Below are 25,987 nucleotides of genomic sequence, written 5' to 3' on the forward strand. Positions count from 1 at the left end.
GTGCAAAGCAGTGACGCAATCAGTCTTCGTCGTGTTCGTGAAAGTCTCGTTCGCGATGCGGCGCGCGACGATGTTCCACCGAGTGAAGGACCGGACGCAGCGGGTACAGTGGGTTGGCCGCCGTGCTCGGACGCTGCCACCATGTCGGACGCGCGGCGGGCTTCGCGGGCGGCGGTTCCGCCGCTTCCACCTTGGCCTGGCGCTGCCGTTTCAGGAATGGACAACGGTCGTCGGCCGGCGTATTGCCGTCGTCGAGAAAGTACTGCTTCCATTCGAGGTTGCCCGGATCGCCGAAGAAGCCCAGGTCGGGGTGGGCCGGAATCTCGTCCCACGTTTCGAGGCGTTTGCGCACCTGATTGCGCGCCTCGCGGCCGATGACCTTGTTCGTGATCGTGTCGACGAATACGCTGCGCGGCTGAAACAGCAGCACCATGCCCGGGCCGAGATTGCGGCTATGACGCGCGCGGAACGACGGGCACGCGCACACGACGAAAGTCTCCACGCCCGCGAACGAAAACTCCCAGTCTTCGCTTGACGGCTCGGGTTGCGCATCCGCGTTCGGATCGGGATCGACATCGTGCAGGTGCTGAAGGATCTTCCAGAACAACGCGTGATACGCATCGTGCGACAGCGGTTCGGCATCCGGCTCGAAGAACACGGCAATATTGTTCTTGCGATACTGCGGCAGCGATACCAGTTCCGCGAAGGTCTGCATGGTCGCGGCAAGCTGGCCGATGTCCTTGCCGTTCACGTACGAATAAAACATCTCGCCGCGCTTTTCCGCCATCGTGCCGAAGAAGCACGGATAGGCCGGGTCCATCACCTGCGTGCGCAGCGTTGCATAGGATGCATCGAGCCAGGCGGGCCGTCGCACATCCGCGCCCGTCGCGCGGCCCGCGATGATGCGGCTCGTCCAGTCGCCCGGATCGAATCCCTCGGCCACCGGAGGGGCTGCCTGCGCGGTTGTCTGCGCAGCTGCCTGCGTCATCCCGGCGTCGGCGTTCGCTGCCTGATCGTCCACTTTGTCCTCTTCCCTTCGCATTGTAGATATCCTCGTTCTTCACGTGTCCGCCTGCGTCGTGCGCGGGCGAACGCCTGCGAGCCACAGGCGCTGCGGCTCGCCGATGAAAGCGTGTCCATGCGGGGAACAGGCGCCCTGTGCCGGGCGCTCTGAAATCAGCGGATCGCGGCGCGGGTGTGAGCGCGCCTGGCGTGCTTGATCAGGTCGAAGCCTTGGCGTCGAGTTCGGCGACCAGCGCCTGGACCCATTCGTCGGGAATGATCGGCTGGTGATACGTGCATTCGCCCGACACCACCGTCGACCCATGAAGCCGGCCATCGGGAATCAACACCATGTCGCCTTCGTTCATCTTGTGCTGCATGCCGACATTGCCCCAGAAGAGCATCTCGCCTTCCTGGATCGTCACGAGCCGATGATCGTTGTGGACATGGGTCGTCGAGCACATTTCATGCGGCTCGATAAACGTCTCGCGATCGATGTCCGGACACTCCGCGTCGATACGCGTGCTGATCCGGTGCGCGAACGCGACGTAATGACGAATCGACGAAAGCCACAGCAGTTGCTCGCCCAAGTCCCAGCGCGCGCGTTCGCACAGCCGCTCCGCCGCGCCGATGCCTTGCGCGGCCATCGCTTGCGCGCTTGCGCCGTAGGCCGTGCCGATCGATTGCAACGCGTGCGATGCGCGTTCCAGCAATTCGGCCTGGCGCGCTTGCGCATCGGCCGCGCCGCCCGCACCACGATTGGCGGACGTCAGATGGGCGCACGCGCGTTCCAGCGCAAGACTGAAAGCGAGCGCTTCGGCTTCGGCGGCGAACGCCGCGCCGACCAGACCGAACGCGCGATCCGGCCTGCGCGCGAGTGCATACAGCAGATTGCATTTCGCCATGCTGGTCGGCAGATAGAATTGCCAGTACGCGTGCTGCTGGCGCGTCACACCGCATGAAGCGGCGACTTTTTCGTGCAGCGCGGCATCGGCGGGAAGGTTGTCGAGCGCGGGGCGCAGTTCGACCGGCAGCATGTCGAACAAACCGCTGGCGGCCGCTCGCGCGAGCGCACGCTGCTTCGACGGCGCCAGCGACCAGCGTTGGACCATGATGAAGCGCAATCCCTCTTCCAGATAATCGTTGCGCATGAGACGGGCAAACGTTTGATCCCAGAACAGCGATTCTGCTTCGAGAATGCGCGCCAGTCCGGCTGCATCGGCCGACGGCGTCTGATCCCGCGACAGGAACTCGAACGCGTAGGCTTCGAGAAACGGCGCGATCTGCGCGCCGAGCACTTGCGCGTCGTCGCTATAGAACTGCACGAAGCGGTTCCATTCCGCTTCGTTCGCGTTGCGCGGCAACCGCGCCGTACCGAGTTCGTAGATCGACAGCAAGGTCCGGTTCGACGCCAACGCCGGCAAGCGGCTCACGTTGTGCGGGCGTACAGGTTTGGCGAACTTCAGGAACTCAAAATCTTCCGGACGCAGCGGACGGCGATGATAATCGTCGTCCAGCACCAGTTCGCTGACTTCCGCGCTGCGAAACGGCTGCGCGGCGGCGAATTGCTTGATGAGATCGACATAGCGTTCGCTCTGGCCGGCGAAAGGCGAGAAATCAAACAGCGAAGACGAGGCGTGGGTCATGGCGGTTTTCCTGCGGCTGACTCTGGGAGACGGGCGAGGCCCTGAAGGTCCTGATGGTGCGAAAGGCCCGGAATGTCGTGGTGCGTGGCGAACGATACGGCGGCATGTCAGCCGCGCGCCTCGACGATGACGAATGACGCAATCGCGTACGTGATGAGTGTGTTCATGAAACATTCAGCTATCCGAATGACATGTCGTCACACCCCCGACATACACCTGCGATACGCGCTCTAACGTAAATGAGAATTATTGGCAACTCGAAACAAATTAAAGTGCTGGGTATCGGCTGTCAAGTCTTTCCGGGGCCGCGATACATCCCCGAAACAATGCAATACGGCGACCCGCTTTCGCGGGCCTCGGCCGAGTGTCGAAGCGGCATAACTTGCTTCGACAGTAAAATCAGAAGTCCGAACGGACCGTCAGCATGACATTACGGCGCTGACCGAATTCACTGTAAAAATTGCCCGGCGGACGAATGTAGTAATCGCGATTGAAAATATTGTTCAGATTGACCGATGCCTGCAGATGCTTGTTGAACCGATAACCGACCTGCGCGTTGAAAATCGCATATGCGCCCTGTTCCACGCCGCGCAAAATGCGCGTCTGCGCGAGCATGCCGCCGCCGACCGAGATACCGCGCAACGTGCCTTGTGTGAACAGGTAGTTCGTCCACAGCTTGAACAGATGCTTCGGATCAGTGCCGGTCGTCAGATCGGGCTGATCGTTGTCGTAGTTGACGTTGAGATAGGTGTAGCCCGCGTAGACATTCCAGTTTTCGACGGGCTGACCCGCCACTTCGAACTCGAATCCCTCGTCCGTGGACTTGCCGCCCGCAATCGATCCGGTCGGGTTGTCGGGATCGGTGATCGCGCGGTTGTTGTCGTTGATGTGAAACACCGCCGCGGTGGTCGTCAGGCGGTTGTTCAGGAAGCTGCTCTTGAGACCGACTTCGTATTGCTCTCCCGAGCGCGGCGGCAGCAAGCCGCCTGTATAAGTGAGCGCGGTCTGCGCGGTCAGAAAGCGTGAATAACTTGCATAAGCAGTCAGCGAGCGCGTGATGTCGTAGACCAGACCGACGTTCGGCAGGAAACGATGATTCACCTGCGCCTGCGTCGCCCAGTCCTCGACCGCCGGAATGGTCGACTGCGACGTTTCCTGCAGGAATGCCTCGCGTGCGCCGAGTACCAGCGTGAGCGGCGTGAGCAGCTTGATTCGCGCCTGCGCATAGATGCCGTACTGCTCGGTGCGATTGTTCGAGCCGAAGGAGAACGGCACATCGGTCTTCGTGACCGCGTTCGGATCGAAGAGACTGAACGTTTGGCCGTTGAACGGGCCGTTGAGCGCGACGAAGCCCGATTCCGCCGTTCCAGTCTGGAGCGAGTAATTCGCACCGATCGTCAGCGTGTGGATCTGGCCGAACGCGCGGATCGGTCCGCTCACGTTGGTGTCCGCGCCCCACCAGTTGTATGTGTTGCGCTGGCGTTGCTCGCCGAAGTAGGACAGACCGTCGGCGGTAGCGCCGGGGCCCGCGTAGGCGTAGTCGGCTTTCGTGAGTTCGTGGCGATAGAACAGGGTCGTCTGCGATTTCCAGCCGTTCTCGAAACGATGCACGAGATTACCGTTGACTTCTTCGAGCGACGTGTACGAGTAGTTCCAACTCGGGCTGAAGTTCTGCGTGTACGAGCTTTGCAGACGTCCGAGCAGATTGCCGTCCGGATCGGTGACGCCGCTCGCGCCGTAGTCGATGCCGTTGATCGGATTGATCTGGTAGCCCGCCGACAACGACAACGTGGTCCGCGGATCGAAGTCGTAGTCGAGCGCGCCGTAGGCCATCACTTCTTTCTGACGCGTGCGATCGATCGACTGCAACGCATCGCTGCCGACGATCACCGCGCGGCCGCGCAATGAGCCATCCTTGTTGAGCGGGCCGGTCACGTCGATCATCTGACGGAAGCTGCCGAACGAACCGACCTGCGTTTCCGTCGCAACATGAAAGGTGTCCTGCGGGCGCTTGCGCACGAGGTTCACCGTGCCGCCCGGATCGGTGATGCCGTCCATCACGCCCGAAGGACCGCGCAGCACTTCGATGCGGTCGTACATCGCGAGATCGAACTGTTGCAGATACTGAAGGCCGCTCACGATGGAAATGCCATCGAACTGCACGCCCAGAAAGTTGCCGCGCGCCTTGTAGTAAGCCGTGCCGTCGCCGTAATCGACCGACTGCACGCCCGTCACGTACTTGAGCGCGTCCTGAATCGTCGTCAGATTCTGGTCGTCCATGCGTTGTCGCGTCAGCACGGACACCGATGCGGGAATCTCCTTGATGGACTGCTCCGTCTTGCCCGCGACCGTCGCCGTGCGGCCCGAATAGGAACCGCTGCCTTCGGTCGTCGCGTCCGGTGTCGCGTTCACTTCCACGGAAGGCAAGGTCGCGGCGGACGGCGACGTGCCTGTGTCCTGCTGCGCCAGCGCCGGGCTCCCCCAGATGGCGACGAGCGCCAAAGCAAAAGGCGTCAGGCCAGACCGTATCGATACCCGCTTGTCGTGCCGCGTCGAGCGGCGCAAGTCCCTATTCTTATTCATCTCTAATGTAAGTATCCGCGTGAAGTCGAAAGCCCGCACTGTCCACATTCAAAGGACACGTTTAGGTATGCTGAATGGATCGCCTGGAAAAACGGCGAAGCTACCAGGCGCGAGGAAACGGCATGGCATTCCTATTACGGTCAGGAACCGCATCCCGCATCACGGAACCAGATGGACGGATCGACGCGCGATTCGAGCGTTCCTGTTTCGAGAGCATCACTATACGATAATGATTCGCATTTGCACACTTAGCCGGAACAAATAATTTGCTTTCAAAAACCTGACGTGATACGCGCTGACCGATGCCCTTCTCAGGTCGACGAAACAGATTTGCGCAGCGTCAGCGCGATCAGATACGGACCGCCGATCAGCGTCGCGACGAGTCCGGCGGGCATCTCCTCGGGAAACATGATCTGCCGTCCGAGCCACTCCGCCAGACCCATCAGCAGCGCGCCGAACACCGCCGCGACGCACATTTGCATGGCGGGGCGTCTCGCGCCGGAATAGCGCGCCACATGCGGCGCGATCAGGCCGACGAAGGACAACGGACCGACGATCAGGGTCGATGCCGCCGTCAGCACGGACGCCAAGATCAAGATCGCGAAGCGCGCGCGCACGACCGGCACGCCGAGACCATCGGCGATGGTCGTGCCCAGACCCAGCGCTTCGAGCCAGCGCGACATCAGCGGCGCGAGCGCAAGCCCCGCTATCGCGATGGCGGCGGCCGAGTACGCCGCAGACGGTTCGACGTAGTAAGTCGAGCCGATGACGAAGTTCATCAGCAGGCCGCCGCGCGGATCGCCGCTAGCGAGCAACGCGCCGACCACGGCCTGAAACAGCGCGCTGATGGCCACGCCGATCAGCAACAGCCGTTCGGGCGCGAACGAGGCGCGCGCGCCGAGCCACAACAGCAGCGCCAGCGTCACGATCGCGCCGGCGAGGCATCCGCCGAACAGCGCGCCGGGCGTCGACGTCAAACCGGCGAACAGGACGACCACGATGCCCAGCGCGCCGCCCGAACTCACGCCGAGCAAGTCGGGGCTCGCCATCGGATTGGCGGTGACACGCTGGATCAGCGTGCCCGCGATGGCGAGCAACACGCCCGCCGCGAGCGCCGCGACGGTATGCGGCAGACGCCAGAACATCAGCGCGGCGATTTCATTTTTATCGGCGACGAACCCGCCATCCAGCCCGCGCGATACGCAAAAGCACAACGTCAGCACCACCGCCAGCGCGACGAACGCCCACGGCAGACGCCGGGCGAGCTTCGCGGGCGGCGCATGCGCGATGGCGACCGTATGCAGGTCGGGCTGCGTGCGCAGGCGCGGCAGTAACGCGAGCAGAAGCGGCACGCCCAAGAGCGACGTCACCGTGCCGGTGGGCACCAGATGGGCGGAGAACAGCTCGCCTGCGGCGATCAGCCGGACGATTTCATCGGTACACCAGAGCAGCACCGCGCCGAGGCACGGCGCCCACACCAAGCGCTGACGCAGCCGCCGCGCGCCCGCGAGCCGCGCGAGCGTGGGCGCAGCCAGCCCGACGAAGCCGATCACGCCCACCGCCGACACCACGCACGCGGTCAGCACCACCGCGATCAGCAACGCCGCGAAGCGCGTGCGCTGCAACGCGATGCCCAGACCTTGCACGGTCGAATCGCCTGCCTCGAACACGCCGAGCGGACGCACCATGAAGACGGTCGCCGCGAAGCACGCGAGCACGCTCAGGAACAAGTGCGCGCTGTCCTGCCAGGCGGTCTGGTCGAGCGCGCCGCCGCCCCAGATCATCAGCCCGCACATCAGATCGAAGTGCGCGAGCGTGATGCCGAGCGCGATCGCACCGCAATACAAGTTGACGATCATGCCGGAGAGGATCACCGCGAGCGACGACATGCGCTGCCGCCAGGCGAGCGCGAAGACGAGCGTCATCGCGAGCGCGCCGCCGCCGAGCGCCACCGCCGTGCGTCCGTCGGCAAGCAGCGACGGCGCCCACAATTCGGCGAGCATCAGCGCGAGATACGCGCCGGGAAAGATGCCGAGCGTCATCGGTTCCGCGAGCGGATTGCGGAGCACCTGCTGCGCGAGCGTGCCGGCCAGCGCCAATGCGCTTCCGCACAACAGCGTCATCGCGATGCGCGGCAACATGCTGTCGCGCACCAGCACCTGACGCAGATCGGTACGATCGGGCGCCAGGACGGTCGACCAGAACGACGCGCCGCCCAGTTCCGCGTGGATGCCCGCAATCGACAACCCGAGCGCCACCAGCCCGAGCACCCCGACCAGCGCCAGCCGATAGTCGCGCGGCGGCTGTGCGCCGGGCAATGCAGTCAGATCACGCGACACCGCCGCCTCCTTGCGCGATCAGACCGAGCGCATTGTCGATGGCGTGCGCGAAGCGTTGCATCGACACGAGTCCGCCGTAAGGCGCGATCACCGGCAGCCTGGCGACGCGTCGCGCGCGCACGGCCAGCAACGCCTGCCAGATCGCGTTGTAGCGGAGTTGCGCGACGACCGGCGCGGCGACCGGTGCCACCAGCAGCAAACTGGCCTGCTGCACGTCGACGAGCCGTTGCAGCGGCACGAGCGCCGCGCCCGCTTGCGTGGCCCACACGCGCCCACCCGACGATGGATTGACTGCGTTGCGCACGCCGAGCTTCGCGAGCATCGCGTCGAACAGGCTGCCTCGCCCGTAGACGCGCAGATGCCGGTCATCGACCAGATCCGCGACGATCACGGGCGATGCGCTCAGTTCCGGCCGCGCGGCGATCCGGGCGCGCACGGCCTCGGTCGTGCGCGATGCGTCCGCGATCAGCGCCGATGCGCGCGCCGGACGTTGCAGCCGCGCGGCCAGCCGCGCGGTATCGTCGCATAGCGCCGCATACGGCGTATCGCTCGACATATATCCGCCCAGCGTGATGGTCGGCGCGAGCCTTTCGAGCGACGGCCGCGCGGGCGCGTGCTCTGCCGTGATGACGAACAGATCGGGCGCGAGCATGCGCAGCACGTCGAAGTTCGGCTGATACAGCAAGCCGATATCGGCCACGCCCGCCGGCAGCGGCGGCTCGACGATGGTCGTGCGATACCAGTCCGGCAGCGACGTGCCCACCGGCGCCACGCCCAGCGCGAGCAGCGTTTCGGTGAGTTCCCAGTTCATCGTGACGATGCGGCGTGCGGTTGCGGCGGCGGGCGCTGGCGCGGCGAATGCGCCGGGCGCGGCGCTAACGGCGGCGACAGCGGCGAGCGTCGCGCCGAGCCAGCGGCGACGCATCGCATCGGGCGATGCCACGGCGGCGGGAACGGAACGGCGCATCATCGCGGATACCCGATCAGATGGCCGCTCAGCGAATCGGTCATGACGCCCATCGGCACACCGTAGATCGCCTGCAACACGTCGGCGCGCATGGTTCCGGCGGGATCGGTCTGCATCAGCAGCTTGCCGCCGCGCAGGGAGATGAGTTGCGTGCAGAAGCGCGTCGCCATGTTGACATCGTGCAGCACGATCACCGCGGTCATGCCGTGCTCGTCGCACAGCTTGCGCACGAGACCGAGCACGCCGAGCTGATGTCCGATATCGAGCGCCGAAGTCGGCTCGTCGAGCAACACGCAGCGGCTGTCCTGCGCGATCAGCATCGCGAGCCAGACGCGCTGCCGCTCGCCGCCCGAAAGACTGTCGACCGGACGGTCCGCGTAATGCGCGACATCGGTCCAAGCCATCGCCTCGTCGACGCGACGGCGGTCGTCCGCCGTGAAGCGGCCGAGCGCGCCATGCCACGGATAGCGGCCGAGCGCCACGAGTTCGCGCACCAGCAGCCCGTCGGTCGCGGGCGTGGTTTGCGGCAGATGCGCGACCTGCTGCGCGAAGCGCCGGTGCGGCAGGCTCGCAAGCGGCTGGCCATCGAACTCGATCGTGCCGCGCGTCGGTTGATGCAGGCGCGCGAGCAGCCGGATCAGCGAGGTCTTGCCCGAGCCGTTGTGGCCGATCAGGCCGACCACTTCACCCGCGCCGATATCGAGCGAGATATCGTGCAGCAACGGCTTGCCGCCGATTTCAAAATCGACGTGAGACAGTCTGTAGAGCGGATGACCGCCGGTTTCCTGCATGACGAATCGTTGCCTTGTGAATTGATTGGGGGAAGCGGTTCTGATGTCCGCCTGTCATCCGTCGATCAGCGCGCGCAGCCGTTCGATCACGCCCGCATGCGCCGCCGGGTGATGCACGATGCCGCTGTGCGTCGCGTCGATGCCGATCTCGTGCACCGCTGCGCTCGTCCACGGCTGCCAGTCGCGTTCGCGTTGCGCCGACGTGTCGCGTGTCGCGCGCCAGAAGCTCAGCGGCACGTCGATGCGAGGCAACGCGTGCGCGACGCGCAGCCGGTAATGCATCTCGTCGATCGACGTCGTGCGTTCGAATAGCGCGCGCAGGCGTGCGCCGTCCGCTTGTGCGTCGAGCCACGCGGACAGCGCGTCGTCGGCCGCGGACGTGGCTTCCGGCATGTCGCCGGTGTGCGTCGCGGTATCGAGCAGGCCCAGAAAGTCGACCTCGAAACCGCGCGCGCGCAACCGTGCGGCCACGGCGAACGCGAGCCTGCCGCCGAGCGACCAGCCGAGCAGCCGGAACGGTCCGCTCGATTGCACATCGAGCACCTGCCCCACGCAGATTTCGGCGAGCGCGTCGAACGAATCGGCGTGAACGCGCGCATCGCCGGCGAAGGCGGGCGAGCGCAGCGCGATCACCGACGCCACGCCCTGCAAGGCGGCGGCCAAAAAGCGGTACTCGCCGACCATCCCGAAGCCCGGGTAAAAGCAGAACAGGTTCAGCGGCGCGCCGCTCGCGTTGAGCGGCTGCACGCAGGCATCTATCGACGGACAAAGCATCGCCTCGGTGATGAAGCGCTGACGCCAGACCTCGAAGGCCCGATGCGTGTCGTCGTCGTCCGATGTGACGACGGGCGCGGCGCGCATGAGGCCGTCGAACAGCGCCAAGCCGGATGCGCGCGGCTTCGCCTCCGTCACCGCGTGCGTGTCGAGGACCTGCGCGCGCACGTGCGTATCGAACGTGGCGATGAGGCGGCCGAGCCGTTGCGCGTCGATCGTCGACGCCGCCGCGCTCCAGTCCACCTTGAGGCAACCGCCCGCGATCAGACCGTTCAGATCGAGCACGTGACGCGGCCCCGCAGCGACGCTATCGCGCGTGCCGTTGCCGCTGTCTTCCGCCGCGAATGCGAAGCGCCCTTCGCTCAGCCGCTCTTCGAAACGGCCGAGATAGTTGAAGCCGAGCGTCGTCGGCGGGAGCGCGGCCAGCGTCGCGCGCGTGGCAGGCGTCCCGGCGAAGCGGAACAGGTTGTAGTGCAGCCCGGCGGCAGGCACCGTCTGCAACGCCGTGGAGATCGCGCGGCGCGTCGCGTGCGGATCGTCCAGCGCGTTCAGCCGCAGCGGAAACTGCGTCGTGAACCAGCCGATCGTGCGGCTCAGATCGAGATCCGCGACGCGATCCGTCCGGCCATGTCCTTCCATTTCGACGACCGCGGGCATCTCCGGCAGATGTTCGGCGCACGCATGCGCGAGCGCGGCAAGCAGCACTTCGTCGATCCGCGCGCCCGACTCCGTCAGACGGCGCGTGGCCGATAAGTCGAGTGTCCAGTCGGTTGCGAGCGTCGCGTCGCCCAGCGGCTTTGCGAACGGCGCGGCGTGGCCCAGTTGCGCCTGCCACCACGCCAATTCGCCTAGATGCTCGGGCAAGCGCGCGTAGTGCGCGAGCGACGTCGTCCATTGCGCCCACGTCGTGGCGGGCGCCGGCAACGCGACGCGCGCGCCGGGCGTGCGCGCCGCTTCGTAGGCGGTCATCAGGTCGTCGAGCAGGATGCGCCACGACACGCCGTCGATCACCAGATGATGAACCGCGACCAGCAGCCGCGACCCTTCCGGCGTCGCGAGACACGCGGCGCGCAGCAGCGGGCCGTCCGCCAGATCGAGACTGCCGTGCACGCGCTCCGCGATCGCCTCGATGCGCGCGGCGGCATCGGCGGGGCCGGCGGCAGCGCGCATTTCCTCGACGAGCAGCGCATCCTCCGCCATTGCGCGCGCCGCCGACGGCGGCGCGATGGTCTGCGTCCACTCGTCGTGAATCGCGTCGTGGCGAAAGCGCGCGCGCAACGCGTCGTGCGTGGCGAGCAGCGCGGCGAGCGCCGTGCGCAAGGCGCCGACATCGAGCGTGTCGGCGCAACGCAGCAGCACCGCCTGATTCCAGCGCGACGGCGCGGCCGGGAAGCGTTCGAAGAACCAGTGCTGCATCGGCGCGAGCGGCGCATCGACCGGCCCGGACAACGTCACGCTCGACGCGGCTTGCGCGTCGGCTGCGCGCGCCACGCGGGCCAATGCGCGCACGGTCGGATGTTCGAATACCTGCCGCGCCGTGACGGTCCATCCCGCGCCGCGCGTCTGGGCGATCACGCGCAGGCTGGAAATCGAATCGCCGCCGAGTTCAAAAAAATTATCCGTGACGCCGATATCCTGCCGGCCCAGCACGGTACGCCATACCGCGAGCAGCGCGCTCTCCCGCGCGCCGTCCGGCGCATCGGAACCAGTCTCCAACAGCCCATCGGGATCGGGCAGCGCGCGGCGGTCGAGCTTGCCGTTGTGCAGCGTCGGCAACGCATCGAGCCGCATGCAGACGGACGGCACATGCGAGGCAGGCAACGCGCCTGCGAGCGTGGCGCGTACGCGATCCGGCGGCGCATCGCCCGTGAAATACGCGACCAGCCGCTTGCGATCGCCCTCGCCGCGCACGTCGGCAATCGCTTCGCGCACGCCATCGACACGACGCAGCGCGACTTCGATTTCACCCAGTTCGATGCGATGCCCGCGCAGCTTCACTTGCTGATCGATCCGCCCCAGAAAGTCGATGACGCCGTCCGTGCGCGCGCGGCACAGATCGCCGCTGCGATACGTCCGCGAACCGGGTTCGCCGTACGGATCCGGCACGAAGCGTTCGGCGGTGAGCGCGGCGCGGCCGAGATAGCCTTGCGCCAGCGTCGCGCCACCGATGCACAGTTCGCCGGGCGCGCCATCGGGCGCGCGATTGCCGTCGGCATCCGCCACATACGCGTGGCGCGACGGATAGCATTGCCCGATCGCGACGATCGCGTGCCCCGTGTCGCCGTGCGTCACCGGATGATGCAGCGCCGCGACCGTGGTTTCCGTCGGCCCATAGAGATTGTCGATGGCCACGTGCGCGAGCGGGCCTTCGAACCAGCGCTGCAACGCGTCGCCCGGCAGGCCTTCGCCGCCGACGGTGATCTGGCGCAGCGCGATCTCGGCGGCCGGCGGCAGCGCGATGCGCCATTGCTGCCACAGCGCGGTCGGGATACGCGCGAAGCTCACGCGCTCGTCGATCAGCGTGCGGTTCAGCGTCTCCAGTTCCCACGCGCGCGGGCCGCGCATCACGACGCGGCCGCCCGCGATCAGCGCGGGCAACAGCTCATGCAGCGCGACGTCGAAATTGATGGTCGACGATTGCAGCACGACGTCCGTCTCCGCGATGCGGTGATCGTGCAGAAAATCTTCCAGATGCAGCGCGAGCGAGCGATGCGAAATGGCGACGCCCTTCGGCGTGCCCGTCGAGCCGGAGGTGTAGATCACGTAGGCGAGCGCGTCCGGCCAGAGGGTCCATGCGCGGTCGTCGCGCGCCGACAGGTTCGTCGCCGTGCGCGCGGCGGGCGCGGATATCGGCCGCAGCGGCGCGAGCAGGTCGCGCCAGCGTTCGCGCGTCGTCTCGTCGACGACGATGCGGGTCACGCGGGCGTCGTCGATCATCGCGCGCAGACGCGCTTCCGGATACTCGGGATCGAGCGGCACGAACGCGCCGCCTGCTTCAAGCACGCCGAGCAACGCCGCCGGCAGCGCGAGCGAGCGTTCGAGCATCAGACCGATGCGCTCGCCCGGCGCGATGCCATCCGCGCGCAACGTCAGCGCGATGCGCCCTCCCCAGCCGGCCAGTTCCGCATACGTGAGCGACGCGCCTTCGCAGCGCAACGCGATGCGCGCCGGACACAGCCGCGCTCGTTGCGCGACACGCACATGCGCGGGCGTCGTGCTGCGCGCGAGCGAATCGGCGCGGCGCGGCGGCATCCCGCGCGCGGCCAGATCGCCGATGCGCCGCGCGGGTTGCGCCGCGATCTGTTCGAGCAACGCGGCGTAGTCGTCGAGCATGCGCTGCGCGGTCGACGCGACGAAGCGGTCTTGCGCATACGTCAACGCCAGATCGATACCGCGTCCCGCGCCGCGATCGCGCGCGTTCAAGGCCAGATCGAAGCGCGCGGTGACGGCCTTGTCGCCGATCGATTCGACCCGCAAACCGGGCACGCTTTCCGGCTCGGCGGAATCCGGCGCATCGACGGCGAGATCGAACATCACCTGAAACAGCGGCGAGCTATCGAGATGGCGTTCCACGCCCAGCGCCTCGACCAGCTTCGCGAACGGCACATCCTGATGCGCCTGCGCGTCGAGCACGCGTTCGTGCAGACGCGTGAGCATCGCGTCGAAGGCGTGCGCGCCGTCGAGATCGGCGCGCACGATCAGCGTGTTGACGAAGAATCCGACGACCTGCTCCAGTTCCGAGCGCGCCCGCCCGGCCGTCGGCACGCCGACCACGACCGTTCGTTGCCCGGAATATCGATACAGCAGCACGTCGAACACGGCGAGCAGCACGGTAAACAACGTCGTGCGCCGCTCACGCGCGATGCGGCGCGCCACGTCGGCAAACGCGGGCGGCAAGTGCACGCGCGCGAGTCCGCCATCGTGCGAACGTGTCGCGCGCGGCGGCACGTCGCGCGGCAAGGTGAGCGCAGCGGGCGCGCCGTCGAGCCGTTCGCGCCAATGGACGATCTGCTCCGCGAGCCGTTCGTCCGCGCCCCACTCGCGTTGCCAGAGCGCGTAGTCGGCCAGTTGCACCGGCAGCGGCGGCAAGGCGCACGCAGCGCGTTCGATGCCTTCATCGCGTTCAGCGCGATAGAGCGTGAGGAGATCGCGGAACAGGACGTCCATCGACCACGCATCCGCGACGATGTGATGCACGACGAACTGAAGCACATGCCGATCGCGGCTCGTCTCGAACAACGCGACGCGAAGCAGCGGCCCGTGCTGGAGATCGAACGGCGCGCAGGCGAACGCGCGCAACGCGTCGTCGAGCGACGCGCCTTCGTCCGCGACACGCGTCTGCTCGAAGCGATAGTGGGCGTCGCCGGTCACGGTTTGCACCGGCACGCCGTCTTGCGCCTCGAAGCGCAATCTCAACGCCTCGTGACGCCGCACCAGTTGCGCGAGCGCGCGCTGCAATGCCGCGATATCCAGGCGACCGGTGAGCCGCAGCGTATGCGCGATGTGATAACCCGCGTGATGCGGATCGAGACACCAGAGAAACCACAGGCGTTCCTGCGCGGGCAGCAACGGAAAACGCGCCGGGCGTGGCGCGAGCGGCACGACCGGCAGCGCGCCCGCATCCAGTTGTTGCGCACGGGCGCGGGCGCGGAACAGCGCGCGTTTGTCCTCGGCAAGCGACGCGTACTGGCGCGCGAGATGCATGGCGTCGGGACGGCGCGACGCGGCGTCGGCGCGCGGCGAGCGGGAGATCGTGTCGGTCATAGCGAGTCCAGCAAATCCTGCAATGCGTCGAGCGTGTGAGGGCCGGCGGCGTCGCCGGATGCGGGCGCGTCGCGGTCGAGTCGTTCGGCCAGATCGGCGAGTACCGGATGCTCGAACAACGACGTCAATTCGATCTTGCGGCCCAGCGCCTCGCCCATCCGCGCCGCCACGCGCACAGCGAGCAGCGAGTGACCGCCGAGCACGAAGAAATCGTCGTCGATTCCGACGCGATCCACGGCCAGCACGTCCGCCCAGACGTCGCACAAGAGCGTCTGCGTCGGCGTGACCGGCGGCTGATAGTCGTGCGACGCGCGCGAGGTCAGCATCGGCAGCGCGCGGCGGTCGAGCTTGCCGTTCGAGGTCAGCGGCAAGGCATCCAGCCGCACGATCTGCGCGGGCACCTGCTGCGGCGGCAGACGGCTCGCGAGCCATGCACGCAGCGTGGCCGGGTCCGGCCGCCCGGCATCGCCCGTCACGAACGCGACGAGGCGGCGCGCCGTGCCTTCGCCCTGAATCTGACAAGCGGCATCGTCCACGCCGTCGAGCGCGCGCAACGCGGCCTCGGTCTCGCCCAGTTCGATGCGAAAGCCCCGCAGTTTGGTTTGCTGATCGGCGCGGCCGAGATAGTCGAGCGCGCCGCCACGGCGCACGCGACACAAATCGCCCGTGCGATAAAGACGCGCGCCCGGCGCGCCGTGCGGATCCGGCATGAAGCGCTCGGCGGTGAGTCCGGGCCGACGTGTATATCCGCGCGCGAGATTGTCTCCGCCGATGCACAACTCGCCGATGCCGTTCTCCGGCACCGGATTGCCGTCGGCGTCGAGCACCATCAGCGTCGTGTGTTCGAGCGGCGCGCCGAGCGTGATCGATGCACCGGCTTCGAGTCGCGCGGCGCTCGACCAGATGGTCGTTTCAGTCGGCCCGTACAGGTTCCACAGTTGCACGCCGCGCGCATGGAGCGCGTCGGCAAGATCGGCGGGCAACGCTTCGCCGCCGCACAGCGCACGCATCGCACGCGACGGATTCGACGGCATGGCGGCGGCGCGCCGATTCGTCCAGCCGCCGTCGAGCAGGACGCGCCAGCCCATCGGCGTCGCCTGCATGACGCTCGCATTCGAGCGTTCGATCAGCGTCGCCAGACGACGGCCATCCGCGATCGTTTCGCGCGTCGCCAGTTCGATCGTGCCGCCCGTCAGCAGAGGCAGATACAGTTCCAGCGCGGCGATGTCGAAGGACAGCGTCGTCACGGCGAGCCACACGTCGTCGGCGTGCAATTGCAGGCGCGCCTGCATGCTGTCGAGAAAACGCGTGAGTGCGCCGTGCGATACAGCGACGCCTTTCGGCTTGCCGGTCGAGCCGGACGTGTAGATCACGTAGGCCGACTGCGCTGCGTATATTGGTGCAAACGTCGGCGCAAGCGGGGCATCGTCCGCGGGCTCGTCCCGCTCGACGTCGACGAGCACATGAGCGCCCGCGATTTCCGCCAGACGGTCGCGGCCGGCGGCATCGGCGAGCGTGCAGACGAGTCGCGCATCTTCGGCCATGCCCGCGAGATGCGCGACCGGATAGCCCGGATCGAGCGGCACGTAGGCCGCGCCGGTTTTCATGACGGCGAGCGTCGCGACCAGCATCAGCGGCGAACGCGCGATGCAGACGCCCACTTGCGTTTCCGCCGTCACGCCCAGGCGTCGCAGACGATGTGCGAGGCGGGTCGCCCGCGCGTCCAGTTCGGCGTAACCGAGCGCCGCGCCGTCGCATCGCACGGCGATGGCATCCGGAGTGCGGCGCGCCTGCTCCGCCACGCGCGCGTGAACCGGCACGAACGGCACGAACGGCACAAGCGGCACGAGCGGCACGAGCGGCAAATCCGCGCTCGCGCCGCGTTGCGCGACCGCTTGCGCCTCCAGTTGGAAATCGCGCAGACGCGGCGCATCCGACCGCACGATATGCCGCAACACGCCGACATAATCGCGCAGCACGCGTTCGACCGTCGCCCGGTCGAACAGATCGGCCGCATAGCTGAACGACAGCCCGATGCGCGCGCCGACCGTGACGTTGAGCGTCAGATCGAATTGCGCGGCCTTCCGCCCGGCTTCCAGCGCGGACCAGCGCAGACCCGTGCCTGGCATGCCGTTCGAGCGGCGCGGCCGGCACGTCGAGATTGAACATCGCCTGGAACAGCGGCGTATGGCTCGCCACGCGCGCGGGTTGCAACGCATCCACGATCCGGGCGAACGGCACGTCCTGATTTGCGTGCGCGTCGAGGACGTGTTGCCGCACTTCCGCCAGCAAATCGTCGAACGCGACGCCACCCGACATGTCCGCGCGCACCACGGCCGTGTTGACGAAGAAACCGATCAGCGGTTCCGTCTCGATCGGCTCGCGCCCGCCGAGCGGAATGCCCACGCGGATATCGCGCTGGCCGCCGTAGCGATGCAGCAGCGCGTGGAACGCCGCCAGCAGCGTCATGAACAAGGTCGCATCGTGAGCGCGCGCGTAGGCTTGCAGCGCATCGGCGAGCGACGGATCCAGCGGCGCGTCGACCTCGCCGCCATGCGCATCGCGCCGGGCGGGACGCGGCCGGTCCGACGGCAGTTCCAGCACCGGTTGTTCGTCGCCCAGACGCACACGCCAGTAGTCGAGCTGCCGGGCGAGCGCCGCGCGGTCCACTGACTCGCGCTGCCAGACGGCGAAATCCGTGTATTGAACCGGCAGCGGCGCGAGCGCGGGCGCAGCGCCGTGACGCAGCGACGCATACGCCGTGAGCAGTTCGTCGATCAGCAGATTCATCGACCAGCCATCCGCCGCGATGTGATGCACCGTCAGGCCGAATACGTGGGAGTCGTCGCGCAGTCGCGCGAGTTGCGCGCGCAGCAGCGGGCCGCGCGCCAGATCGAAGGGCCGCGTCGCGCCGTCGTGCAGCCAGGCCGCGAGCGCGGGATGCGGGTCGGCGGCGCTGGTCGCATCGGTCGCATCGGTCGCGTCGGTCGCGGCCGTGGGGAAAGTCGCCTCCGACCACTCGCCGCCGAGCGTTTCGTCGACGATCAGCCACGGCGCGCCGTCGCGTTCCTCGAATCGGCTGTGCAGCATTTCGTGACGTTCGATCACCGCATCGAACGCGGCATGCAGCGCGCAAGCGTCGAGCGCGCCGTCGAGCGTCACGGCGAAGTTCAGATGGTAGGCCGGGTTGTCGGGCGTCAGACGCCACAGGAACCACAGACGCTCCTGGCCGTGCGTCGCGTGCACTTCACGTCGATGCAGACGGCGCAACGGCTCGCGGCGAGGCGCATCGGCCCGAGGCACGGGCGGCTGTTCGAGCGCGGCGGCGAGCGCATTCAGCAGCGGATGATCGAATAGCAGGCGCAGCGCAATCTCGCGGCCGAGCGTGCGTTGCAGTCGTGCCGCCACTTGCAGCGCGAGCAGCGAATGGCCGCCGAGCGCGAAGAAGTCGTCGCGGGCGCCGACGCGCGCGACGCCGAGCACCGTTTGCCAGATCTCCGCAACGGTGGACTCGATGCCCGCCGCCGGCGCGACATAGGCGCGGTGATCCGTATCGATGTCCGGCAAGGCGCGGCGATCGAGCTTGCCGTTGGGCAGCGTCGGCAGCGCGTCGAGCACGGCGATGGCCGACGGCACCATATACGATGGCAGCACGCCCGCGAGCGCTTCCAGCAACGCCGCTTGCTCGACGCTTGCGCCGGCTTCGCGCACGACATAGCCCAGCAAGCGCCGCGCTTCCTGTTCGCCGCGCACGATCACGACGGCTTCGACCACGCCGGGCCGCGCGCGCAATGCCCGCTCGACCTCGCCCGGTTCGATGCGATAACCGCGCACTTTGACCTGCTCGTCGATCCGGCCGAGGAACGCCACGCTGCCGTCCGCGTGCCAGCGGCACAGGTCGCCCGTGCGATAGAGGCGCGCGCCCGGCGCGCCCGCCGGATCGGGGATGAAGCGCTCGGCGGTCTGCGCGGCGCGGCCGAGATAGCCGCGCGCGAGCGTCGCCCCGCCGATGCAGAGTTCGCCGAGCCCGCCCTCGGGCACCGGCTCGCCGTCCGCATCGACGATGCAATAGTGACGCGACGCCCACGGCCGGCCGATCGATACCGAAACGCTACGTGCGTCCGCGACGCCCACGCGTTGCCCCGAGGTCGTCACGCTGGCTTCGGTCGGGCCGTAGGTGTTGACGAGCGTGCAGTCCGCAAGCGGTCCCGCGAACCAGCCCGCGAGCGCCGCGCCCGGCAGCGCTTCGCCGCCGACAGTGACGCGGCGCAGCGCGAGATCCGCCGTATCGGCCGGTAGTTGTTGCGCCCACTGCTTCCAGTAGCCGGTCGGCAGATCCGCGATCGTGATGCGGCGCTCGCGCAGCACGCGGGTGAATTCGTCACCGGTCCACAACACCGGACCGCGCACTTCCAGCGACGCGCCCACCGCGAGCGTCGCGAAGACATGTTCCACCGCGCCGTCGAAATTGATGGTCGCGAACTGCAGCGCGCGATCGTCCGCGCTCAGACCGTTCTCCGCGATGAAATCGTCCAGATGCAGACTCAGCGCGCCGTGGCCGATGCCGACGCCCTTGGGCTTGCCCGTCGAGCCGGAGGTGTAGATCACGTAGGCAAGCTGCGCCGGATGCAACGTGCATGCGCGAGCGGTGTCCGGCACGCCTTCGGTCTCATCGACCCGGATGCGCGCAACGTCCAGTTCCACGTGCTTCGCATGCGTGCTCGCGTCGGTGAGCAGGGCGGCGAGTCCCGCGTCGTCGACCATGTCGCGAAGCCGTTCGCGCGGATATGCGGGATCGAGCGGCACATACGCGCCGCCCGCCTTCATCGCGCCGATCAGCGCCGCGATCATCGCGGCGGAGCGTTCGACGAACACGCCGACGCGCGCTTCATGCCCGACGCCCGCCGCCGCGAGCCGATGCGCGATGCGATTGGCCCATGCATTGAGTTCGCGATACGTCAGCGTCACGCCATCGCAATGGACGGCAGGCGCGTCGGGCCGCGCGCACACTTGCGCATCGAAACGCGCGACGAACGGCCGGTAGGCGTGCGCTTCCCCGCCGTCCGCCTTGCCGCGCACCGCTTCGCGGCCCGGTACGCGAAGCGTGCCGAGCGGCCTCGCGTGCGCCGCGCCATCGGCCAGTTGCCGCAGCAGCGCCGCATACGCGTGCCGCACGATATCGAGCGTCGCATCCGGCAGACGCCGCGCATCCCAGCTCCATTCGAGCGCAATGCATTCACCCGGCACGATGCCGAGCGTCAACGGGTAATGCGTCCGCTCGAACGATGCCGACGCGCTCACGCTCAGGCCGAGCGAACCATCGTCGAGCGCCGGATCGACCGGAAAGTTTTCGAACACCAGCAGGGAATCGAACAGCGCGCCGAAGCCCTGCCCCGCCCATCGCTGAATCGACGACAGCGGCGTGTGGCCCGACTGACGCAGTTCGACATTGGCGCGCTGCAAATCGCGCAGCCAGTCAGCCACGCTCTGGCCGGACGGCACGTCGACCCAAAGCGGCAAGCTGTTGATGAACAAACCCTGAATGGCTTCCGCGCGCGGGAGGTCCGCCGGACGCCCCGCCACCGTCACCCCGAACGCCGCCTGACGACGATTGCCGAAGCGCGCGAGCAGCAGCGCCCACGCGCCCTGAATCAAAGTATTGAGCGTCACGCCGCAGCTCTGCGCGGCATGGGCGAGCGCGGCACCGAGCGCCGCATCGAGCGATTCGTCGCGATGATGAAACTCGCCGGACACGTCCGCCGCATGCACGGCCGGCACGCTGTCGAGCAACAGCGCCGGACGATCGGCGCGCGCCAGCCGAGCGCGCCAGCCATCTTCCGAATCGGGCTGTGCGCGCAGCCATTCGATATAGGACCGATACGGCACGACCGGGTCGAGCGCGGGCGATTCGCCCCGGCTCAGCGCACGGTAGGCGCGGGCCAGTTCGCTCAGCAATTGCGCGCTGCTCCAGCCGTCGGCGAGCGCGTGATGATTGATCCACGCGAGATCGTGCGCGCCGTCGGGGCGCCTGAACAACGCGACGTGCAGCAAAGGCGCGGCGTTCAGATCGATCAGCGCCGGCGCGCGCTGGCCGAACCAGTCGGCGAAGGCCGATGCGTAGTCGTCGCGATTGCGCCAGTCGTGGACGGCGAAGAATTCAGGCACGCGCGTCTGCACGATTTGCAGCATCTCGCCGCCATGCGCGCGAGCGAAACGCGTGCGCAACACCGCATGCCGCGCGACGACGATGTCCCACGCCGCGCGCATCGCGTCGATGTCGAGCGCGCCGTGCAAGGTCAGACGCTTGCGGTTCACATACGCGCCGGGGTGCATCAGGCTGTGGAACACGAGCCCTTGCTGCAACGGCGTCGCCGGATAGATATCCTCGATGCCGCTCGCCGGCAAATCGAGCGCGTCGAACGCGTCCTGCGCGATGCCGGCCAGCGGGAAATCGCTGGCGGTCGGGCGCGGGCTCGCGTGCGCGCAGTGCTCGACGAGCCGCGCCACTTCGGCGTCGAACGCCTGCATCAATGCGTGAACCTGCGTCTGCGGCAAGACGGCGAGATCGTAACGCCAGCCGAACGACAGGCATCCGTCGACGATCATGCCGTTCAGGTCCAGCGCATAGACGAGCGCTTCATGATCCGGTTGTGGATCACCCGCGTTTTCGTGGGCGAAGCCGAACGCGCCGTCGGCGGCGAGGTTTTGATCGAACTGGCCGAGGTAGTTGAAGCTGATGCGCGGCGCGGGCAAGCGGCCCAGCGCGTCGCGTGCGGCTTCGTCGCCCCAGGCGTGCAGCCAGCCCCACGACGCGCCATCGTCGGGCAGCGTGCGCAAGCGTTCCTTGGTCGCGACGAGCGTCGCGGCATCGTCGGAAAAAGCGCGCAGCCAGACCGGATAGCGCGTCGTGAACCAGCCGACGGTCCGGCTCACGTCGATGGCCTGAGCGGCTTGCGTATCGCGTCCGTGTCCTTCCAGCGCGAGCAATGCGCCCGTGCCGCCGAACGTGGCAGCGACGGCGCGCGTCAGCGCGGCCAGCAGCAGTTCGTCGATGCCGAGCCGATACGCACGCGGCGCGGCGTGGCGCAATCGCTCGGTTGCCGCCGCGTCGAGCCGCCAGTCGAGCACGCGGCTGGTGGCGGTCGTGCCGCGCGCGGATTCGAGCGTCGGCTGCGCGTCTTGCAAGGCCTCGCGCCACGCGGGCAGCGCCGCGTGTAAACGCTCGTCCGTCACTGCCGCGCGCTGCGCGACCACCCACGCGCCCCACGGCGTCGCCGCATCGAGCGCGGGGGCGCGGCCCTCGCCCAGGGCGAGCATGGCGGCCTCGATATCGCCCAGCAGAATGCGCCACGACACGCCATCTACCGCGAGGTGATGAATCACGAGCAGCAGCCGGCCGCGCGCGGCGCCCTCTTCGTGAGCGGGAATGTTGAAGTAGACGGCCTGTAGCAGGCGGCCCGCCTGCAGGTCCAGTCGGCGTTGCGCGCGCTGGCCCTGCGCGGTCAGCGCCGCGATCCATTCGTCACCGCGATCTCGCAGATCGCTCACGGTCATCAGATCGTCCGGCACGTCGCGGCTCACCTGCTGCCGCCAGCCGTCGGCGCGGCGCTCGAAGCGCAGACGCAGCGCGTCGTGACGGGCGACGACCGTATGCAGCGCGCGTTCGAGCGCGTTCGTATCCATGTCGCCGCGCACGTCGAGCAGCACCGACTGGTTCCAGTGTGGCTCGCCTTCGGGATAGCGCGAGAAGAACCATGTCTGTATCGGCGTGAGCGGTAACGGCTCCAACACTTCGGCCATCGCGCGATGCGACTCCAGCGGCTGCATCACCGCCGCCAGACGGGCGATGGTCGGCTGCTCGAAAACCTGTCGCGGCGTGAGCAGCCAGCCCTGCGCCCGCGCCCGCGCGATCAGTTGCAGGCTCAGGATCGAATCGCCGCCGACGGCGAAGAAATTGTCGTCGATGCTCAGTTCGTCGCGGCCCAGCACCGACGTCCACAGCGAGAGCATGATGCGCTCCGGCTCGTTGCGCGGCGCGATGCGCTCGTCCGTCGTGACGATGCCGACCGCAGGCAAGGCCGCGCGGTCGACCTTGCCGTTTTGCATGACCGGCAATGCGTCGAGCACGGCGAACGCCGCGGGCACCATATGCGCCGGAAGTTCCTGCGCGAGCGCCCGTTGCAGCGCCGCCCCGTCGAGCGCGACAGTTTCGTTTCCCCGACGCTTTCCGACGACATACGCGACCAGACGCGGCGTGCCCGAATCGGTGGCGAGTACGACGACCGCAGTCGCGACGCCGGGCTGGCGACGCAATGCCGCCTCGATCTCGCCCGGTTCGATACGGATGCCGCGCAGCTTGATCTGCTGATCGAGCCGCCCCAGAAAATCGATCGCGCCATCCGCGCGACGCCGGCACAGATCGCCGGTGCGATACAGCCGCGCGCCGGGTGCGGACCGATCCGGCACGAAGCGGTCGGCCGTCAGCGCGGGCCGGTCGAGATAGCCGCGCGCGAGCGTATGCCCGCCAATGCACAACTCGCCCAGCGCGCCGACGGGCGCATCGTTGCCATTGTGGTCGAGCACCCGTGCCGTGCGCGATGCATACGGCACGCCGATCGACACGATCGCATGCGTGACATCGTCGGCGGTCGTCGCGCGAAACATGCAGGCGACGGTGGTCTCCGTCGGGCCATAGAGATTAGCGAGACCGATATGCCCGAGCGGCCCGTTGCGCCATTGCGCGAGCGCGTCGCCCGGCAAACCTTCGCCGCCGACGGTGATCTGCCGCAACGCCGCCAGCGACCCGGCAGGCGGCGGCGAGCGCAGCCACTGCTGCCAATAGGCGGTCGGCAGGCGCGAGAACGTGACGCGCGCGTCGATCAGATGGCGGCTGGTCGTGTCGATGTCCCACGGCTGCTGGCCGCGCATCTCGACCTTGCCGCCTTGCAGCAGCGCGGGCAGCAATTCGTGCAGCGCCACGTCGAAATTGATGGTGGAGGATTGCAGCACGGTATCGTCCGCGCCGATCCGGTGCGCCGCCATGAAGTCATCGAGATGCGAGGCGAACGCGCCGTGGCTGATCGCCACGCCCTTGGGCCGCCCGGTCGAGCCCGACGTGTAGATGACATAGGCGAGTTGTTCGGGATGCGGCGTGTGCGTGGGCGCGGGCGCGTCCGACGTTTGCGCGCCGGGCGCGCCTATGTCGAGCGCCGTGCGGCCTTCGAACAGCGCGCCGCATAGCGCGAGCGCGCTGGCATCGGTCAGCACGACGCGTACACCGGCGTCGTCCATCATCATCGCGAGACGCTCAGCCGGATACGCGGGATCGAGCGGCACGAACGCGCCGGGCGAACGCAGCGTGCCGAGCAGCGCGGCGACCATCGCGACGGAGCGCGTCATGCAGATGCCGACGCGATCGTCGCCGCGCACACCCGCCCGCACGAGCCGCCGCGCGATGTGCGCGGCCCACGCGTCGAGTTCGGCGTAGGTCACGCGCTCGCCTTCGCAGTGCACGGCGAGCGGATCCGGTTGGCGCGCGACGCTCTGCGCGAAGCGCGCGGACACCGGCACGAAGGCCTTCTTCGGCGGCAACGCGGCATGCTCGCGCGTCAGTTCGAATGCGCCGAGAGATCGGGTGACGTCGCTTGCGATCTGCTCCAAAAGGCAGACGTAGTGATCGAGCATCTGGCCGATCATCGCGGCATCGAACAGATCGTCCGCGTAGACGAACGCGATTTCGAGTCCATGCGCACGTTCGCGCGCTTCGAGCACGAGATCGAAGCGCGCCGTCTGCGTGACCACTTCATGATTCGCAACATCGAGTCCCGGCAGTTGCAGCGTGTCGCGATCCGCGCCGAGATAGTTGAACATCGCTTGAAACAGCGGCGTATGGCCGAAGCTGCGCTGCGGCTGCAAGGCCTCGACGAGCTTCGTGAACGGCAAATCCGCGTGATTCTGCGCTTCGAGCACGCGCTCGCGCACGCGCGCCAGCAGTTGCGCGAAGCTCGCCACGCCGGCGAACGCCGTGCGGATCACCAGCGTGTTGACGAAGAAGCCGATGATGCCCGCCGTTTCCGCGCGATCGCGTCCCGCGACCGGCACGCCGACGCGGATATCGTTCTGGCCGCTGTAACGCGCGAGCAGGAGATCGTAGGCCGCGAGCAATGTCATGAACGGCGTGGCATCGGCCGCAAGCGACACGCGTGTGAGCGCGGCCTGCAACGCGGGCGATACCACCCGCGCGAGCCGCGCGCCCGCGCCGCTGCGCATGCCGGCGCGCGTGCGCGAATGCGGCAGTTCGAGCACCGGATGATCGTGGCCGAGCCGTTCGCGCCAATAGTCGAGCTGACGCGCGAGGGTGTCTTCGTCGAACCACTCGCGCTGCCATTGCGCATAGTCGACGTATTGCAGCGGTGCGGGGTCGACGGTTGCTTGATGCACATCGCGTTCGCGCGCATCGGATGCTTCGCGATAGGCCGAGGCCAGCGCCGCCACCAACACCTCGATCGACAAGCCGTCCGCGACGATGTGATGGACCGCGATATGCAGCATCCGGTCGTCCGGTCCGAGCGCGATCAGCGCGACGCGCAGCAGCGGGCCGCTTTCGAGATCGAACGGCAGCGCCGAACGATGGGCCAGCGTGGCGTCGAGATTGCCGGCGTCGTCGAGATCGAACGCTTCCCAGCCGTACTCGCACGGACCGGTGCGCTGAAACGGCACGCCATCGGCCTCGCCGAATCGCTGGCGCAGACTCTCATGGGTCGCGACGACGCGCTCCAGCGCACGACGCAACGCCGCCGTGTCGAGCTTGCCGCGCAATCGCACCGCGCCGGTCACGTTGTACGCCGCGCTCGATGGATCCAGACGCCACAGGAACCACAAACGCTCCTGCGCGTGCGACAACGGAAAGCGCCGGTCGCGATCGGGATAGCGCACGATCGGCAGACGCGCCGCGTCGATGCCGCCCTTCTTCAGCCGTTCGCGAAACGCTTCGCGCTTGTCCGGCGGCAGGGCAACGTAGGCGGTCGAAATGGACAACAGTTCTTTCGACACTTCGCGGGCGATCTCGGTCATGAATGGTGTGAATTCGAAGGGGTTCGCGGCGGCGCGGGCATGCGCCTG

Annotated in this window: 8 protein-coding genes and 1 pseudogene; all 9 read right to left on the bottom strand. The window is 67.6% G+C overall.

The genetic code is table 11. The features are described 5' to 3' along the window. Positions 1 to 19: 19 nt before the first annotated feature. Complete coding sequence (locus tag P9292_RS01085; protein ID WP_309852011.1) at positions 20 to 988, bottom strand: YqcI/YcgG family protein; 969 nt, start codon at positions 986 to 988, stop codon at positions 20 to 22. Positions 989 to 1,220: 232 nt separating this feature from the next. After that, on the bottom strand, positions 1,221 to 2,648 hold the full coding sequence (locus P9292_RS01090; RefSeq protein WP_309851966.1) for a peptide synthetase: 1,428 nt from the start codon (positions 2,646 to 2,648) through the stop codon (positions 1,221 to 1,223). 399 nt (positions 2,649 to 3,047) lie between these two features. Beyond that, positions 3,048 to 5,231: a TonB-dependent siderophore receptor gene (locus P9292_RS01095; RefSeq protein ID WP_309851969.1), complete on the bottom strand. Its 2,184-nt coding sequence runs from the start codon at positions 5,229 to 5,231 to the stop codon at positions 3,048 to 3,050. 311 nt (positions 5,232 to 5,542) lie between these two features. Next, positions 5,543 to 7,570 (bottom strand): Fe(3+)-hydroxamate ABC transporter permease FhuB, encoded by a 2,028-nt coding sequence (fhuB, locus tag P9292_RS01100; protein ID WP_309957812.1) that lies wholly within the window; start codon positions 7,568 to 7,570, stop codon positions 5,543 to 5,545. Beyond that, positions 7,560 to 8,540 carry an ABC transporter substrate-binding protein gene (locus P9292_RS01105; RefSeq protein ID WP_309957814.1) on the bottom strand — a complete coding sequence of 327 codons (981 nt, stop codon included), beginning with the start codon at positions 8,538 to 8,540 and terminating at the stop codon, positions 7,560 to 7,562. Before P9292_RS01105 ends, fhuB begins: the two co-directional genes overlap by 11 nt. Then, positions 8,537 to 9,328 carry an ATP-binding cassette domain-containing protein gene (locus P9292_RS01110; RefSeq protein ID WP_309851978.1) on the bottom strand — a complete coding sequence of 264 codons (792 nt, stop codon included), beginning with the start codon at positions 9,326 to 9,328 and terminating at the stop codon, positions 8,537 to 8,539. Before P9292_RS01110 ends, P9292_RS01105 begins: the two co-directional genes overlap by 4 nt. 54 nt (positions 9,329 to 9,382) lie before the next feature. Then, a complete protein-coding gene (locus P9292_RS01115) occupies positions 9,383 to 14,866 on the bottom strand; it encodes a non-ribosomal peptide synthetase (protein ID WP_309851981.1) in 5,484 nt (1,827 codons plus the stop codon). After that, on the bottom strand, positions 14,863 to 17,085 hold the full coding sequence (locus tag P9292_RS01120; protein WP_309957913.1) for an amino acid adenylation domain-containing protein: 2,223 nt from the start codon (positions 17,083 to 17,085) through the stop codon (positions 14,863 to 14,865). The genes P9292_RS01115 and P9292_RS01120 overlap by 4 nt, the downstream gene beginning before the upstream one ends. Then, positions 17,078 to 25,939, bottom strand: a pseudogene (locus P9292_RS01125) (amino acid adenylation domain-containing protein); the annotation flags it as partial. The gene P9292_RS01120 and the pseudogene P9292_RS01125, both read right to left, overlap by 8 nt. Between the last annotated feature and the right edge of the window lie 48 nt (positions 25,940 to 25,987).

Origin of the sequence: Caballeronia sp. LZ001, assembly GCF_031450875.1 — a bacterium.
Classification (GTDB): Bacteria; Pseudomonadota; Gammaproteobacteria; order Burkholderiales; family Burkholderiaceae; genus Caballeronia.

Bases quoted from the DNA above. Each gene is read 5' to 3' on its own strand.
- P9292_RS01085 (WP_309852011.1), bottom strand. From the start codon at position 988: ATGACGCAGGCAGCTGCGCAGACAACCGCGCAGGCAGCCCCTCCGGTG.
- P9292_RS01090 (WP_309851966.1), bottom strand. From the start codon at position 2,648: ATGACCCACGCCTCGTCTTCGCTGTTTGATTTCTCGCCTTTCGCCGGC.
- P9292_RS01095 (WP_309851969.1), bottom strand. From the start codon at position 5,231: ATGAATAAGAATAGGGACTTGCGCCGCTCGACGCGGCACGACAAGCGG.
- P9292_RS01105 (WP_309957814.1), bottom strand. From the start codon at position 8,540: ATGATGCGCCGTTCCGTTCCCGCCGCCGTGGCATCGCCCGATGCGATG.
- P9292_RS01110 (WP_309851978.1), bottom strand. From the start codon at position 9,328: ATGCAGGAAACCGGCGGTCATCCGCTCTACAGACTGTCTCACGTCGAT.
- P9292_RS01115 (WP_309851981.1), bottom strand. From the start codon at position 14,866: ATGACCGACACGATCTCCCGCTCGCCGCGCGCCGACGCCGCGTCGCGC.
- P9292_RS01120 (WP_309957913.1), bottom strand. From the start codon at position 17,085: ATGCGTTGCAACCCGCGCGCGTGGCGAGCCATACGCCGCTGTTCCAGG.